The following is a 15,399-nucleotide window of genomic DNA, read 5'->3' as shown; positions in this document are numbered from 1 at the left end:
AATGAATTACTGCCTGGTCACTCTTCAAGACTTGATATTTTTTTGCATCCGAAGATGCTTGAGATATCAATCCTGCGAGTGCCCACACAGATTGTCTGATAAATTGTTAAAGAGCAGTGAGTTACGCGCTTTCGCTTGCTAACTCGAGGTGGCGTATATTACGCTTTCCTCTTTCAGAGTCAACCCATTATTTCAGGATTTTTTCTCTTCACCGAGCCGGCCGTTTGTGAAGTGATTCACATGTTCCGTGTCGATGGAGGCGCATTATAGGGATCCCGATTTATTGCACAAGTGTTTTTTCGATCTTTTCTTCTGAGTGTTTAGTTTTCACCCTTTTCGCTGAGATCCTGTGCGATCGCCTCTCTTTATGATGGTTTACCCGCTTGCCAATGCTCATAAAAGCAGCCAGAGTTGGTCTACGAAATGAATTTCCAGAGGTCGCTATGTCCGCAGTATTACGCCCCTTCTATAAAATCTCTCCAAAAACAGGCCAACGGGTCATGCTGGATCCTTCTAGCGTGGTAATAGGTGATGTCACGCTGGGTGACGACGTCAGCGTCTGGCCGTTAGTTGCCATTCGCGGTGATGTAAACCATGTTGCCATAGGCGCTCGCAGCAATATTCAGGACGGTAGCGTCCTGCATGTCACACATAAGTCTTCCTATAAGCCTGAAGGTAATCCGCTGATCGTGGGGGAGGATGTTACCGTCGGGCATAAAGTGATGCTGCATGGCTGTACGATAGGCGATCGCGTTCTGGTGGGGATGGGATCGATTTTGCTGGATGGCGTGATAGTAGAGGATGACGTCATGATCGGTGCCGGTAGCCTGGTACCACAAAACAAACGTCTGGAAAGTGGGTTCTTATATCTGGGGAGTCCGGTGAAGCAGGTGCGTCCATTAACGGAGGCGGAGCTTGAAGGCCTGAAGTACTCCGCTAATAACTATGTGCGCTGGAAAGATGAGTATCTGGATCAGGACAGCCAGTACCAGCCCTGATCGTCCTCTTGCTCATCGTGGATCAGATCCTGCACTTCCTCTTCTAAGTCCCAACGATGGAGGCGGAAAGAAGCCAGCCACTGCTCTACACCGTCGCCACCAAACCGGCTGGCGACAGTTTCCCCGGCGATAGCGCAGTTAACCTGAAAACCATTAACCAACGCCGGGAAGCAGATCGCGCAGCGTTGCACGTCCCACTCTTCACGATCCGGAAACTGGATCGGCTGGTTCATTCGCCCATTTCCTGATGAAGCAGTTCAATTACCGGTGTGATTGCCGGGAGTACGCCATGCCATAATAAGAAAGCATGCGCGGCCTGCCCCACCAGCATTCCTAACCCATCTGCATAATGTTGTACGCCGTGTTCAATACTCCAGCTCAGGAACGGCGTTAGTCCCTTTTGATAAAACATGTCGTAGCAGCGAACGTTATGTGAAAGCAAAGAAACTGGGATACCCGGAACTTCGCCACCGACACCGCTGGAGGTTGCGTTGATGATCAAATCAAACTCATGGCCAGCCAGCTGCTGTTGTTCAATGGCCTGAACGCTCCCGGTATGGCTGAACAGCGTTGCCAGCTCTTCCGCCCGGGAAAATGTACGGTTGGTGATGGTGACGGCGCAGTCAAGAGACAGCAGAGGAAGCAATACGCCTCTGGCCGCTCCACCAGCCCCTAAAAGAAGAACACGATCGCCTGGTTTAACCAGCGACAAACGCTCAAGATCGCTCAACAGGCCAATGCCATCGGTGTTATCACCCACCAGTCGGCCATCATCCAGACGCTTCAAAGTATTCACCGCACCGGCAAGCGCGGCGCGTTCCGTGAGCTCGTCTGCTCGGGCAAACGCCAGCTCTTTAAACGGCATCGTGACGTTGGCACCTTTACCACCAGCGGCAAAGAAAGCTTCCAGCGTCTCTATGAAGGCATCCAGTGGAGCAAGGATACGACCATACGGATGCTCGATATTCAGCTGTTCAGCAAAAAGCTTGTGGATCTGCGGTGATTTGCTGTGTTGAATCGGATTACCGAAAACGGCAAAGGTGTCCATCATTTTACCCCTGGCGGAAGAGTTCGCCGGTTAAGGCATCGCGGATTTCAGAAGGGTTCTGGCGGCCACCGGTCTCACCACGTAAAACAGGGAAATCGGTACCGAACTGCTGCAACACTTCTTCGGCGGTGCGGCATGGCGGTAAGCCAGTCAGATTGGCGCTAGTTGAAACCAGCGGTTTGCCATATTCAAGGCAGAGTGCTTTAACCAGCGGATGGTCAGTAACCCGGACGGCTAACGAATCAAACCTACCCGTCAGCCAGCGTGGCGTTGAGGGCAAAGCCGGGAAGACAAACGTTACCGGCCCGGGCCAGCGAGAGAAAACCGCTTCACGCTGCGCTGCGGTTAACGCCTGCTCATCCACATAAGGTTTTAGTTGTTCAAAATCCGCCGCAATGAGAATCAAACCTTTATCAACGGGGCGTTGTTTTAAAGCGAGCAGACGGGAAACCGCCAGCTCGCTGTCAGGATCGCAACCGACGCCAAAAACAGCCTCTGTTGGATAAGCGATGACATTATTATTTTTCAGAGCCGCGACGATCTCAGCGATGGGCTCTTGTTGCAGGTTATTATTCACAATCTTATTCCGCCGTAACCGGCTTTCCACATTGTTTACTGGCACAAAGACATTTGACGCCCTGAGCCGTTTTCTTTTCTATTAATAACGGATAGTGGCATTCAGGACAAACCCCAGCGATGGGTTTGAAGTTGATGACGAACTGGCATTCTGGGTAGCGATCGCAAGACCAGAAAGTTTTGCCGTAGCGCGAGCGACGTTGCACCAGCTGCCCCTGCTGACATTGCGGGCAGGTGATTGCCGTCTCATCGGGCTTGTCGATCACTTCAGTATGTTCGCATTCGGGATAGTTGCTGCAACCGATAAACATGCCGAACCGGCCCTGACGTAATACAAGCGTTGCCTGGCATTCAGGACACGCCTGCCCTTCCAGCGCTTTAACAACGTGGCCATCGGCCTGGCCTTTAAGAGGGCGCACATAATCGCATTCCGGGTAATGGGAACAGCCCAAAAAAGGGCCGTGTTTACCAGAACGAATCACTAACTCTGCCCCACATTGGGGGCAGGGTTCATTTTTAGACACCGCGAACAGTGCTGATTTGGTCATAGCTTCTCATGCCGCATATAAATTTAATGCAGCATACCGTCATTTACTTCGAAGAGTAATTCTTCCATCTGTTCATAGGCATTTTCGCATCCCGGAATGTTGAACAGCACCATCAATACCACCCATTTTAAGTCTTCTAACTCAAATTCAGCGGTATCCAGCGCCAACACGCGTTCAATAACCATTTCACGTGTTTCGAGGTTTAGCACCTGAATCTGCTCAAGGAAAAGTAAGAATCCCCGGCAGCTGGCATCCAGACGCATGCTTTCTTCTTCCGTGTAGACTCGCATGGAAAGTGGATCGGCGGCCAATTGCATCGGCTCGGTGAGCCCTTCCTGATAATCAGCCAGCTTTTCAAGCCATACCAACGCGTTGTAAATGTCTTCGCGATCAAAACCGGCATCGGTGAGATCGCGAGTCAGTTTGTCCTGATCTACGCGCATTTCAGCTTCGTTATGGATGTAGGTTTCAAATAAGTACATTAGTACGTCGAACATGGCATGCCCTCCTCAATCGGACATAGCCGCCGGGTACAGCTGCGATCCATCCTGCTAACTCCAGTTCGAGCAGTTGGGCTACCGTCTCTGGCACAGGTTGGCCGGCACGTTCAGCGACGACGTCAACAGGTGTAACCTCATCTCCTACGTTAGCCAACAGCTCGGGAAATGGCAATGTGTCTCCCTCTTCATTGTGTGAATATATTGAGGTTTTGTGCGGTGAGGGCAGCCATTGCAATTCGCTTTCCAGATAATCAAGGATATCGGCGGGATGACTGACCAGCGTAGCTCCCTGCTTTATCAGCCAGTGCGGCCCTTCACTGCCAGGACTACCAATGGGCCCCGGCAGCGCAAAGACCTCTCTTCCTTGTTCCACGGCTAATTTCGCGGTGACTAACGAACCGCTGCGCTCAGAGGCCTCCACAACCAACACGGCACGGCTCAAGCCGCTAATAATGCGGTTGCGACGAGGAAAGTTTGCGGGCCAGGGTGTGGTGGCTAACGGAAACTCAGAAACCAGCGTACCTCCTGCATCAAGAATGCTCTGTGCAAGTTGCTTATGGCGTTTGGGGTAGATGTCATAGAGACCATTGCCCAGCACGGCAATAGTTTTACCCTGCGCCTGGACCGCTGCCCGATGGGCAACTCCGTCGATGCCCAGTGCTAATCCGCTGGTAATTGTCAGCCCGGCAAGAGCCAATGGTTCGCAAAACAGACGACACCATCTCTCACCGTAAAGTGATAAGTTGCGGCTCCCCACAACAGCTAGCTGGGTACTGGAGAGTAACGAGATATTCCCGGCAACAAACAATGCCGCTGGATAATCTTCAAGCGCACGAAGTTGTTCCGGATATCTGAGGCTGTCTGCGGTGAGAAGATAACGATCGGATTGTTCAAGCCAGCGATAAGACGCCTCAAGATTGCTCTTGTTAACAGCGCCAAACTGAGCAATTTGCCGGGGACTTAATCCTGTTTTTTCCAGTAAAACAGAGAACGACCCAATATCCGTTTGCAATAATTGAGCTATTTCCAGCATCTTATCGCCGCTCAGGTTACTCACCGCCATAAGGCGTAACCAAATCTCCGTAGATAACACAGTTTCCCCCTGCCATAAGCCATAAAAGCAATCCTTGCGATTGGTCACTGATGCTGTCAATCAAAGGGGGTTTTGTCTAGAATAGAGAGAAGAATCCTTCTATCAATTGAACACAGCTCTGGATAAATATGTCAGTTTTACAAGTATTACATTTTCCGGACGAGCGCCTTCGCACTGTGGCGTCTCCGGTCAAAGAGGTGAATGCTGAAATTCAGCGTATTGTTGACGACATGTTCGAGACAATGTACGCCGAAGAAGGCATTGGCCTTGCGGCAACACAGGTCGATATCCATCAGCGCATCATTGTCATTGATGTGTCGGAAAACCGTGACGAACGCCTGGTACTTATCAACCCGGAACTGCTGGAAAAAAGCGGCGAAACGGGTATTGAAGAAGGTTGTCTGTCTATTCCGGAACAGCGTGCTTTGGTGCCGCGTGCGGAAACGGTAAAAATCCGTGCGCTTGACCGTGAAGGTAAGTCCTACGAATTAGAAGCGGATGGCCTGCTGGCTATCTGTATTCAGCATGAAATGGATCACCTGGTAGGTAAACTGTTTGTCGATTACCTCTCGCCGATGAAGCGTCAGCGCATTCGTCAGAAGCTGGAAAAAATGGCGCGTTTAAACAAGAGCGCTTAATCCGTTACGAAAGGGAATAACGTGTCTGATTCACTGCGTATTATTTTCGCTGGCACCCCCGACTTTGCAGCGCGTCATTTAGACGCGCTGTTGTCGTCTGGGCATCAGGTCGTCGGCGTTTTCACTCAGCCAGACCGTCCTGCCGGCCGTGGTAAGAAACTGATGCCGAGCCCGGTCAAGGTGCTGGCCTGCGAAAAAGAGATCCCTGTATTCCAGCCTGCGTCATTACGTCCGGCTGAAAATCAGCAGCTGATTTCTGACCTGAACGCAGATGTCATGGTCGTAGTTGCCTATGGGTTAATCCTGCCTAAAGCCGTGCTCGATATGCCACGCTTAGGCTGCATCAACGTGCATGGTTCATTACTGCCACGCTGGCGTGGGGCGGCTCCAATCCAACGCTCTTTGTGGGCGGGCGACGCTCAAACTGGCGTGACCATCATGCAAATGGATGTTGGCCTGGATACCGGCGACATGCTGTTTAAGCTTGCCTGCGACATTACCCCGGAAGATACCAGCGCATCGCTTTACGACAAGCTTGCCGACCTCGGCCCACAGGGCCTGCTGGAAACGTTAGGCCAGCTGGCTTCGGGCACGGCTGAACCTGAGGTTCAGGATGAGTCGCAGGTCACCTATGCCGAGAAGCTAAGCAAAGAAGAAGCTCGTATGGACTGGTCGCTTTCAGCAGTTCAGCTTGAGCGCTGCATTCGCGCCTTTAACCCGTGGCCAATGAGCTGGCTGGAGATTGACGAACAGCCGGTAAAGGTGTGGCGTGCCACGGCCATTGCTAAGCCTACGAATGCTAAACCCGGCACCATCCTGGAAGCCACTAAGCAGGGGATTCAGGTCGCGACTGCCGAGGGTATTTTGAACCTCGAAGAGCTGCAGCCTGCAGGTAAAAAAGCAATGAAAGCACAGGATTTGCTGAATTCACGTCGTGAGTGGTTCGAACCCGGCGTAATACTCGCCTGAGCAAATAACACTACTACGCCCGGGTGAGCCCGGGCATTTTTGTTTTTAAGCGCCGGAAAACAGAGCGTGGTTATGAAAAAATCGTTAAATCTTCGCAGTCTGGCAGCCCAGACTATTGAACAGGTCGTCGAGAAAGGGCAATCGCTGAGCAATGTGCTGCCATCGATGCAGCAAAAAGTCTCTGATAAAGACAAAGCGCTACTTCAGGAGCTGTGCTTTGGCGTGCTGCGCACGTTACCGCAGTTAGAATGGCTGGTGAGCAAGCTGATGTCCCGTCCAATGACCGGGAAGCAGCGCACAATCCATTACCTGATCATGGTAGGTTTTTATCAGCTGCTTTATACCCGTATCCCCGCCCATGCTGCGCTTGCGGAAACTGTAGAAGGTGCCGTTGCAATAAAACGTCAGTCTTTAAAAGGGCTGATTAACGGTGTGTTACGCCAGTTCCAGCGCCAACAGGAAGAGCTGATGGCGGAAGCAGCAAAGCACGAAAGCCGCTTCCTTCACCCAGCCTGGCTGCTGCAACGTATCAAAAAAGCTTATCCAAATCAGTGGCAGAGTATCGTTGAGGGCAATAACCAACGCCCACCAATGTGGCTACGAGTGAACCGCCAGCATCATACGCGTGACGAATGGCTTAAGCTGTTAGAGGAAGCTGGGCTGGAAGGATATCCGCATCCTCAGTATCGTGATGCGGTGCGTCTGGATACCCCAACAGCCGTTCATGCTTTACCGGGCTTCGAACAAGGATGGGTAACCGTTCAGGATGCTTCAGCTCAGGGCTGCGTTGATCTGCTTGATCCGCGCGAAGGTGAGACGATCCTGGATTTGTGCGCAGCCCCTGGTGGTAAAACCACACACATCCTTGAAGCAGCACCGACAGCAAAAGTCATGGCAGTAGACGTTGACCCAATGCGTCTTAAACGTGTTTATGAAAACTTACAGCGCCTGGGTATGGATGCCGAAGTGAAACAAGGGGATGGCCGTTTTCCTTCGCAGTGGTGTGGTAAGCAGCAGTTTGACAGAATTCTGCTTGATGCTCCGTGCTCCGCGACCGGCGTCGTCCGCCGACATCCGGACATTAAGTGGCTACGACGCGATCGTGATATAGCGGAGCTGGCAGAGTTGCAAAAAGAGATCCTTGAAGCTATCTGGCCACATCTGAAATCAGGGGGCACGCTGCTTTATGCAACCTGCTCAATACTGCCAGAAGAAAACAGCCAGCAGGTTGCCGGGTTCCTGGCTCGTCATCCGGAAGCACAGCTAGTGGAAACAGGAACGCCAGATTTACCAGGCATTCAGAATCTTCCAGCGGAGCTTGAGGGCGATGGATTCTTTTACGCTAAGCTTATCAAACAGTGACTCCGGTATGACTGAGTCGTCAGTTTCATCAATAATGAAGCTATAAAACATGAAAATAATTATTCTGGGTGCGGGCCAGGTTGGTGGCACCCTTGCAGAAAACCTGGTCGGAGAGAACAACGATATTACCGTTGTCGACACGAATCAGGACCGCTTGCGCAGCCTGCAGGATAAATTTGACCTGCGCGTCGTTCAGGGACATGGATCACATCCACGCGTTTTGCGTGAGGCAGGAGCGGATGACGCGGACATGCTTGTGGCCGTCACCAGCTCTGACGAAACCAACATGATTGCCTGCCAGGTTGCATATTCGCTGTTTAATACGCCGAACAGAATTGCGCGTATCCGTGCGCCAGATTACGTGCGCGATGCTGAACGCCTGTTCAACGCAGAAGCGGTGCCTATTGATCACCTGATTGCCCCTGAGCAACTGGTTATCGACAGTATCTATCGCCTGATTGAGTATCCGGGTGCGCTGCAGGTAGTGAACTTTGCTGAAGGCAAAGTGAGTCTCGCAGTCGTGAAGGCTTACTATGGTGGCCCGCTGATTGGCAATGCGCTTTCAACAATGCGCGAGCATATGCCGCATATTGAAACGCGGGTTGCGGCTATTTTCCGCCACGACCACCCTATCCGCCCTCAAGGTTCGACCATTGTCGAAGCCGGCGACGAAGTGTTCTTCATAGCGGCCTCGCAAAATATTCGAGCGGTAATGAGTGAGCTTCAGCGCCTCGAAAAACCCTACAAGCGCATTATGCTGGTTGGTGGCGGTAACATCGGTGCTGGCCTGGCGCAGCGCCTTGAAAAAGATTACAGCGTTAAACTTATTGAACGCGATCCGCAACGCGCTGCGGAACTGGCGGAGATGCTGCAAAACACCATCGTCTTCTACGGCGATGCATCGGACCAGGAGCTGCTGGCGGAAGAGCACATTGAACAGGTAGATTTGTTCATTGCCGTCACCAACGATGACGAAGCAAACATCATGTCTGCCATGCTGGCCAAGCGGATGGGCGCGAAGAAAGTCATGGTGCTGATCCAGCGTCGCGCATACGTCGATCTTGTTCAGGGCAGCGTCATAGATATTGCGATATCTCCTCAGCAGGCGACCATTTCGGCCCTTCTTGGACATGTGCGTAAAGCGGATATTGTCGGCGTATCTTCACTTCGTCGCGGCGTAGCGGAAGCAATCGAAGCCGTCGCGCACGGTGATGAAAGTACTTCACGCGTTGTCGGTCGTGTTATCGATGATATTAAGCTGCCGCCTGGCACCATAATAGGTGCCGTCGTACGTGGTAACGACGTCATGATAGCTAACGACAATCTCCGCATTGAGCAAGGCGACCACGTGATTATGTTCCTCACTGATAAGAAATTTGTCAGTGATGTCGAGCGTCTTTTCCAGCCAAGTCCATTCTTCCTGTAAGCCATGCGGGCAGCCTTGAGGCTGTCCGCTTGTAACCTGCAGTCGATAAACCACTCTTAAATTAAGGGATTAGCGAAGGATTCTTATTTCCTTGCGTTATGGCAATCGGGTCATCATTTGTTAGACTTATTAACGTCAGCCGGTACAAGGAGAGAAAAATGAGCATGTTAAAAGAATTCCGCGAATTTGCAATGCGCGGAAACGTTGTAGATTTGGCAGTGGGTGTGATTATTGGTGCAGCATTCGGGAAAATCGTTTCTTCACTGGTCGCGGACATTATTATGCCGCCGCTTGGATTGCTGATTGGCGGAGTGGATTTCAAGCAGTTCGCTTTAACGTTAAGACCCGCGGCAGGGGATATCCCGGCTGTTGTGATGCATTACGGTGTGTTTATCCAGAATATCTTTGATTTTGTGATCGTGGCTTTCGCCATCTTCATGGCGATTAAAGTGATCAATAAACTTAATCGTAAGAAAGTTGAAGAGCCTGCGGCACCACCGGCGCCGAGCAAAGAGGAAGTGCTGCTCAGCGAAATTCGCGACCTGCTTAAGCAGCAGAACGAGCGAATCTGATAGCCATTTCTGAAAGAGGAAGGCCAGTGGTAAAAAAGCGATTTGCTTGTTTGCCACTGGCCTCCCAGTTACCCCGTCTACCATGTTTCGCGTTACGCTGATAACTTCCTTTCCCTTTCTTGTTCTGCTCAACTCTTTGTCGAAAAAGTGGGTCGTGTAATAAAGCCTCGATGGCATTATCTTTGATAACCCCTTTCTTGTGCTGATACTTGCTCATAAAAACTCCAGTATGGTTAATTTAACGGCGCAATTTTATGCCTGCGCCAGACAACCTGCAAGCGCTATTTCGTGGTGCTGGCCCCTTGTTCAAGGGCTTCAAGAATCGAGCAGTAAACGCTGCTGTGCGCAGTGCCACAACAGGCATCATTGAGTCGCTGTAATGATTTACGCATATGTTCAAGCTCGCTAATCTTTGATTCCACTTCTTTCAAACGGCTCTGCACGATCCCTTTTGATTCCTGACAGGTATGATGTTCAGGATCGACGCGGATCGATAACAACTCACGTATCGTCTCAAGGGTGAACCCAAGCTGTTTGGCATAACGAATAAACTTAAGGCGCTGCAAATCTGTTTCGCTGTAAAGCCGAAATCCCCCTTCCGTTCTGATTTCATGCTCCATCATTTGCTGCTTTTCATAGTAGCGAATGGTGTCAGGGGTTACGTCAGCCAGTCTGGCCAGCTCTCCAATGCGATACATCCCTCACTCCTCAACCTTGTTCAGTAATTTTACGGCGTATTCACCGCGTAAGAATTCGGTACTCAGACCTGCCTGCTTTAGCTTCAGTTCGAGTAGCATCAGTTTCTTGCTGATAGTCTGATAATCAGGATGCTCCTGATTGATAGATTTGAGCAAATCATTGAGTTCGACAGCCTCTTTGCGCTGTTGAAGTTCGGGCGGCAAACAACCAGCATTCTTCAGCAGCCGGAAGGCCGCGCGTAATTCCGCCGGGATATGGGAGTCGTCATCCAGCACTAGCGGTTGACCCGCACCAGGCAGATCTTCAAACTCACCTTTACGTTGGGCATCAACAATATGACGTTCTGCCCACTGATCGAGTAACCACATATATGTTCAATCATCAGGATGGCTTTGAAGAAAGGATACGCCGGAACAGCGTAGGATGGGAAATGACAGATATAAAAAAACCGGGCAAGCCCGGTTTTTTCATGTTACTGCAGATTACTCTGCAGCAGCTTCTGTTTGAGTCTCGGCGCGGTCAACCAGCTCGATGTAAGCCATCGGAGCGTTATCACCAGCACGGAAGCCACACTTAAGAATACGAGTGTAACCACCAGTACGCGCTGCAAAACGCGGACCCAGTTCATTAAACAGTTTTGCCACGATCTCGTTATCACGAGTGCGGGCGAATGCCAGACGACGATTAGCAACGCTATCAGTCTTGGCAAGAGTAATCAGCGGCTCAACTACGCGACGCAGCTCTTTCGCTTTAGGCAGGGTCGTCTTGATGATCTCATGACGAACCAGTGAACCTGCCATGTTGCGGAACATAGCCTGGCGATGGCTGCTGTTGCGGTTCAGTTGACGACCACTCTTACGATGGCGCATGACCTTATCCTTCTCAGTAAAACCTTAACCTGTGATCCGGTTACTCGTCAGCGATGCTTGCCGGTGGCCAGTTTTCCAGGCGCATGCCCAGAGACAGTCCACGGGAAGCCAGCACGTCTTTAATCTCTGTAAGAGATTTTTTACCAAGGTTAGGCGTCTTAAGAAGCTCAACCTCGGTACGCTGTACCAGATCACCGATATAGTGGATAGCTTCTGCCTTAAGGCAGTTAGCAGAGCGGACAGTCAATTCCAGATCGTCAACAGGGCGCAGCAAGATCGGATCGAATTCTGGTTTCTCTTCTTTAACTTCCGGCTGACGAACATCACGTAAGTCAACGAAAGCTTCAAGTTGTTCTGCCAGGATGGTCGCCGCACGACGAATCGCCTCTTCAGGATCGATTGTGCCATTGGTTTCCATTTCGATGACCAGCTTGTCCAGGTCGGTACGCTGTTCTACGCGCGCTGCTTCAACATTGTAGGCAATACGCTCTACAGGGCTGTAACAGGCGTCGACTAACAGACGGCCGATTGGGCGCTCATCTTCTTCCGAATGAATTCGGGCAGAGGCCGGCACATAACCACGACCACGCTGAACTTTGATACGCATGCTAATAGATGCATTTTCATCGGTCAGGTGGCAGATCACATGCTGAGGCTTGACGATTTCGACATCACCATCATGTGTGATGTCGGCTGCAGTCACAGGGCCAATGCCAGACTTGTTCAGGGTAAGAATAACTTCATCTTTACCTTGAACTCTCACCGCCAGCCCTTTCAGGTTGAGCAGGATCTCCAGGATATCTTCCTGAACGCCTTCTTTGGTGCTGTACTCATGTAGTACACCATCAATCTCAACCTCGGTCACCGCGCAACCCGGCATCGAAGAAAGCAGAATACGGCGCAGCGCGTTACCGAGAGTATGGCCAAAGCCACGCTCTAAAGGCTCAAGGGTCACCTTGGCGTGCGTCGAACTCACTTGCTCGATATCTACCAGGCGCGGTTTTAGAAACTCTGTCACAGAACCCTGCATTGTGTCCTCTCTTTGGTACTAAGCTTTACTTGGAGTAAAGCTCGACGATCAGGTGTTCGTTAATGTCCGCGGACAGATCAGTACGCTCAGGCTTACGCTTGAACACACCTTCCATCTTGGCAGCATCAACTTCCAGCCAGGTTGGCTTTTCACGCTGCTCAGCCAGCTCCAGAGCGGCCTTCACGCGAGATTGCTTTTTGGCTTTCTCACGGATGCTGACTACGTCATTCGGAGTTACCTGATAAGAAGCGATGTTAACAACGCGACCGTTTACCATTACTGACTTGTGGCTAACCAGCTGACGTGCTTCTGCACGAGTGGCGCCAAAGCCCATACGGTAAACAACGTTGTCCAGACGACCTTCCAGCAGAGCCAACAGGTTTTCACCGGTGTTGCCTTTCAGACGAGCTGCTTCTTTATAGTAGTTACGGAACTGACGCTCCAGCACACCGTAGATACGGCGAACTTTTTGCTTTTCACGCAACTGCACACCATAGTCAGACAGACGCGGTTTACGCGCACCGTGCTGGCCAGGAGCTTGTTCAATTTTACACTTGGTATCGATCGCGCGAACGCCAGACTTAAGGAATAAGTCGGTGCCCTCACGACGGCTCAGCTTGAGCTTAGGACCCAAATATCTTGCCATTTTCTTTCTCCAACAAACCTAAAAAAACGGGGCGTTATACGCGACGTTTTTTCGGCGGACGACAACCGTTGTGAGGGATCGGAGTCACATCAGTAATATTAGTGATGCGGAAACCAGCGGCGTTCAGAGCACGAATAGTAGATTCGCGACCTGGACCCGGTCCCTTAACCATAACTTCCAGGTTCTTGATACCGTATTCTTTCACGGCTTCTGCGCAACGCTCTGCTGCAACCTGAGCTGCGAACGGAGTTGATTTGCGAGAACCACGGAAACCGGAACCACCGGCAGTTGCCCAACCCAAAGCGTTACCCTGACGATCGGTAATAGTAACGATTGTGTTGTTGAAAGAAGCATGGACATGAGCCACGCCGTCAGAGACTTGTTTTCTTACACGCTTACGTGCACGAACTGGTGCCTTTGCCATTATTCAATCACCCCGATTATTTCTTGATCGGTTTGCGCGGACCCTTACGGGTACGGGCGTTGGTCTTGGTACGCTGACCGCGTACTGGAAGACCACGACGATGACGCAAACCGCGATAGCAACCAAGGTCCATCAGACGCTTGATGCTCATGCTAACTTCACGGCGCAGATCACCTTCAACGACAAATTTGGCAACTTCGTCACGCAGCGTGTCGATTTGTTCTTCAGACAGCTCACTGATCTTCACATCTTCAGCGATACCCGCAGAGGCACAAATGGCCTTGGAGCGAGTCTTGCCGACACCGTAAATCGAAGTCAATGCGATTACGGCATGTTTCTGATCAGGAATGTTAATGCCTGCTATACGGGCCACTATGCACTCCTACTATTTAGATTATGCGTTCCATACCGAAAAGCCCGTTTTCAGGATACTCAAATGGAAACGCATAGACATACAAAAGATTGGCTGGCTAATCTAGCCAGCTCAACCCAACTTTGCAAGAAAAATATGCGAGATAATCAGCCTTGACGCTGTTTATGCTTCGGTTCGGCACTGCAAATCACGCGAATAACACCGTCACGCTTAACGATTTTGCAGTTACGACATAATTTCTTGACGGAAGCACGAACTTTCATTTTTACTCTCCGTAACTTCTCAAGCGACAATTAACGGCCGTAGCCTTTCAGGTTCGCTTTCTTCAATGCAGACTCATACTGACTAGACATCATCAGAGTTTGCACTTGAGCCATAAAGTCCATGATAACCACGACGACAATAAGCAGTGAGGTCCCACCGAAGTAGAACGGCACTTTCATCGCATCACGCATGAACTCCGGGATTAGGCAGATAAAGGTAATGTACAGTGCACCAACCAAAGTCAGGCGGGTCATTACTTTATCAATATACTTCGCCGTTTGTTCTCCCGGACGAATTCCTGGTACAAATGCACCGGACTTCTTCAGGTTATCTGCTGTTTCACGAGGGTTGAAAACCAACGCCGTATAGAAGAAACAGAAGAAGATGATTGCAGACGCATAGAGTAACACATAAAGCGGTTGCCCAGGCTGCAAATACAGCGAAATTGTTGTCAGCCAGTTCCAACCGGTACCGCCCCCGAACCATGACGCGATGGTTGCAGGGAACAGAATAATGCTGGAAGCAAAAATAGCCGGGATAACCCCTGCCATATTCACTTTCAACGGTAAATGTGTGCTCTGCGCAGCATAGACCCGGCGACCTTGTTGACGTTTTGCGTAGTTCACCACAATGCGGCGTTGACCACGTTCAACAAAGACAACGAAGAAGGTCACTGCGAATACTAATACTGCAACCAACAGCAACAGGAGGAAGTGCAGGTCGCCTTGCCGTGCTTGTTCGATAGTATGGCCAATGGCCGGCGGTAGACCCGCAACGATACCAGCGAAAATTATGATTGAGATACCGTTACCGATACCACGCTCAGTAATTTGCTCGCCAAGCCACATCAGGAACATTGTCCCGGTGACCAGACTCACAACAGCGGTGAAATAGAACGCAAAGCTTGGGTTTAACACCAAGCCTTGCATACCAGGCATATTCGGCAGACCGGTAGCAATACCGATCGACTGGAATACGGCCAACACCAGAGTACCGTAGCGGGTGTACTGGCTGATCTTACGACGACCAGACTCCCCTTCTTTCTTTAACTCTGCTAACGCTGGATGAACCACCGTCAGCAGCTGGATAATAATCGATGCCGAAATATACGGCATGATACCCAATGCAAAGATTGAAGCACGGCTGAGAGCACCACCAGAGAACATGTTAAACATTTCAATGATGGTGCCTCGCTGTTGTTCAAGCAGTTTGGCAAGTACAGCGGCATCAATACCAGGGATCGGAATAAAAGAGCCAATGCGGAACACAATGAGCGCACCGATAACAAACATCAGTCTGCGTTTCAGCTCGCCAAGCCCACCTTTAGCACTTTGAAAATCTAATCCCGGTTGCTTTGCCATCTG

Annotated in this window: 22 protein-coding genes; 6 read left to right on the top strand and 16 right to left on the bottom strand. The window is 50.8% G+C overall.

Annotation, left to right across the window (positions count from 1 at the left end; all coding sequences use genetic code 11):
- Positions 1-443 precede the first annotated feature (443 nt).
- Positions 444-998 carry a gamma carbonic anhydrase family protein gene (locus HYQ67_RS22580; RefSeq protein ID WP_202308122.1) on the top strand — a complete coding sequence of 185 codons (555 nt, stop codon included), beginning with the start codon at positions 444-446 and terminating at the stop codon, positions 996-998.
- Here HYQ67_RS22580 and HYQ67_RS22575 read toward each other — a convergent pair.
- From HYQ67_RS22575 to dprA, 6 genes are read right to left on the bottom strand one after another with little or no spacing between them, the layout of a single operon-like run.
- A complete protein-coding gene (locus HYQ67_RS22575) occupies positions 974-1,231 on the bottom strand; it encodes a DUF1488 family protein (RefSeq protein ID WP_202308120.1) in 258 nt (85 codons plus the stop codon). The two genes, HYQ67_RS22580 and HYQ67_RS22575, sit on opposite strands and share 25 nt — an antisense overlap.
- Complete coding sequence (gene aroE / locus HYQ67_RS22570) at positions 1,228-2,046, bottom strand: shikimate dehydrogenase (RefSeq protein ID WP_202308124.1); 819 nt, start codon at positions 2,044-2,046, stop codon at positions 1,228-1,230. The genes HYQ67_RS22575 and aroE overlap by 4 nt, the downstream gene beginning before the upstream one ends.
- A 4-nt stretch (positions 2,047-2,050) precedes the next feature.
- A complete protein-coding gene (tsaC, locus tag HYQ67_RS22565; protein WP_202308117.1) occupies positions 2,051-2,623 on the bottom strand; it encodes an L-threonylcarbamoyladenylate synthase type 1 TsaC in 573 nt (190 codons plus the stop codon).
- A 4-nt stretch (positions 2,624-2,627) separates the two neighbouring features.
- Positions 2,628-3,170, bottom strand: a complete 543-nt coding sequence (locus HYQ67_RS22560) for a DNA topoisomerase family protein (RefSeq protein ID WP_202308108.1) — start codon at positions 3,168-3,170, stop codon at positions 2,628-2,630.
- A gap of 23 nt (positions 3,171-3,193) precedes the next feature.
- On the bottom strand, positions 3,194-3,667 hold the full coding sequence (gene smg, locus HYQ67_RS22555) for a DUF494 family protein Smg (protein WP_202308106.1): 474 nt from the start codon (positions 3,665-3,667) through the stop codon (positions 3,194-3,196).
- The gene (gene dprA / locus HYQ67_RS22550) at positions 3,639-4,763 is read right to left on the bottom strand and encodes a DNA-protecting protein DprA (protein WP_202308104.1); all 1,125 of its coding nucleotides are present in this window, start codon (positions 4,761-4,763) and stop codon (positions 3,639-3,641) included. Before dprA ends, smg begins: the two co-directional genes overlap by 29 nt.
- A gap of 128 nt (positions 4,764-4,891) precedes the next feature.
- Here dprA and def point away from each other — a divergent pair, with 128 nt between their 5' ends.
- From def to mscL, 5 genes are all read left to right on the top strand, one after another.
- Complete coding sequence (gene def, locus HYQ67_RS22545) at positions 4,892-5,401, top strand: peptide deformylase (RefSeq protein WP_202308102.1); 510 nt, start codon at positions 4,892-4,894, stop codon at positions 5,399-5,401.
- 21 nt (positions 5,402-5,422) lie between these two features.
- Positions 5,423-6,370, top strand: coding sequence for a methionyl-tRNA formyltransferase (fmt, locus tag HYQ67_RS22540; RefSeq protein ID WP_202308100.1), 948 nt, complete (start codon positions 5,423-5,425; stop codon positions 6,368-6,370).
- A 72-nt stretch (positions 6,371-6,442) separates the two neighbouring features.
- Complete coding sequence (rsmB, locus tag HYQ67_RS22535; RefSeq protein WP_202308098.1) at positions 6,443-7,732, top strand: 16S rRNA (cytosine(967)-C(5))-methyltransferase RsmB; 1,290 nt, start codon at positions 6,443-6,445, stop codon at positions 7,730-7,732.
- Between the two features lie 49 nt (positions 7,733-7,781).
- Positions 7,782-9,158 (top strand): Trk system potassium transporter TrkA, encoded by a 1,377-nt coding sequence (gene trkA, locus HYQ67_RS22530; RefSeq protein WP_202308096.1) that lies wholly within the window; start codon positions 7,782-7,784, stop codon positions 9,156-9,158.
- A 158-nt stretch (positions 9,159-9,316) separates the two neighbouring features.
- The gene (gene mscL / locus HYQ67_RS22525) at positions 9,317-9,730 is read left to right on the top strand and encodes a large-conductance mechanosensitive channel protein MscL (RefSeq protein WP_202308094.1); all 414 of its coding nucleotides are present in this window, start codon (positions 9,317-9,319) and stop codon (positions 9,728-9,730) included.
- Here mscL and HYQ67_RS22520 read toward each other — a convergent pair.
- The 10 genes from HYQ67_RS22520 to secY form a co-directional block, all read right to left on the bottom strand.
- Positions 9,705-9,947, bottom strand: coding sequence for an alternative ribosome-rescue factor A (locus HYQ67_RS22520; protein WP_202308092.1), 243 nt, complete (start codon positions 9,945-9,947; stop codon positions 9,705-9,707). The genes mscL and HYQ67_RS22520 overlap by 26 nt on opposite strands.
- Positions 9,948-10,011: 64 nt before the next feature.
- Entirely contained in the window at positions 10,012-10,428 is a 417-nt protein-coding gene (zntR, locus tag HYQ67_RS22515) for a Zn(2+)-responsive transcriptional regulator (protein ID WP_202308090.1), read from the bottom strand.
- Positions 10,429-10,431: 3 nt separating this feature from the next.
- Complete coding sequence (locus tag HYQ67_RS22510; RefSeq protein ID WP_202308088.1) at positions 10,432-10,797, bottom strand: DnaJ family domain-containing protein; 366 nt, start codon at positions 10,795-10,797, stop codon at positions 10,432-10,434.
- Positions 10,798-10,911: 114 nt separating this feature from the next.
- Positions 10,912-11,298 (bottom strand): 50S ribosomal protein L17, encoded by a 387-nt coding sequence (gene rplQ / locus HYQ67_RS22505; RefSeq protein WP_202308086.1) that lies wholly within the window; start codon positions 11,296-11,298, stop codon positions 10,912-10,914.
- A 40-nt stretch (positions 11,299-11,338) separates the two neighbouring features.
- Positions 11,339-12,328 (bottom strand): DNA-directed RNA polymerase subunit alpha, encoded by a 990-nt coding sequence (locus HYQ67_RS22500; RefSeq protein ID WP_002438685.1) that lies wholly within the window; start codon positions 12,326-12,328, stop codon positions 11,339-11,341.
- Positions 12,329-12,353: 25 nt separating this feature from the next.
- Positions 12,354-12,974, bottom strand: coding sequence for a 30S ribosomal protein S4 (gene rpsD / locus HYQ67_RS22495; protein ID WP_202308084.1), 621 nt, complete (start codon positions 12,972-12,974; stop codon positions 12,354-12,356).
- 34 nt (positions 12,975-13,008) lie between these two features.
- The gene (gene rpsK / locus HYQ67_RS22490) at positions 13,009-13,398 is read right to left on the bottom strand and encodes a 30S ribosomal protein S11 (protein WP_004138423.1); all 390 of its coding nucleotides are present in this window, start codon (positions 13,396-13,398) and stop codon (positions 13,009-13,011) included.
- 16 nt (positions 13,399-13,414) lie between these two features.
- Positions 13,415-13,771, bottom strand: coding sequence for a 30S ribosomal protein S13 (rpsM, locus tag HYQ67_RS22485; protein ID WP_121264456.1), 357 nt, complete (start codon positions 13,769-13,771; stop codon positions 13,415-13,417).
- Positions 13,772-13,917: 146 nt separating this feature from the next.
- Positions 13,918-14,034: a 50S ribosomal protein L36 gene (gene rpmJ / locus HYQ67_RS22480; protein WP_000868187.1), complete on the bottom strand. Its 117-nt coding sequence runs from the start codon at positions 14,032-14,034 to the stop codon at positions 13,918-13,920.
- 30 nt (positions 14,035-14,064) lie between these two features.
- Positions 14,065-15,396 (bottom strand): preprotein translocase subunit SecY, encoded by a 1,332-nt coding sequence (secY, locus tag HYQ67_RS22475; protein WP_202308074.1) that lies wholly within the window; start codon positions 15,394-15,396, stop codon positions 14,065-14,067.
- Positions 15,397-15,399: the final 3 nt, after the last annotated feature.

It is taken from the genome of Dryocola clanedunensis subsp. sulfonylureivorans (assembly GCF_016756775.1).
Taxonomy (GTDB): domain Bacteria; phylum Pseudomonadota; class Gammaproteobacteria; order Enterobacterales; family Enterobacteriaceae; genus Dryocola; species Dryocola clanedunensis.
Note: the sequence above shows the minus strand (reverse complement) of the source record. Positions and strands in the feature narration are given on the sequence as shown.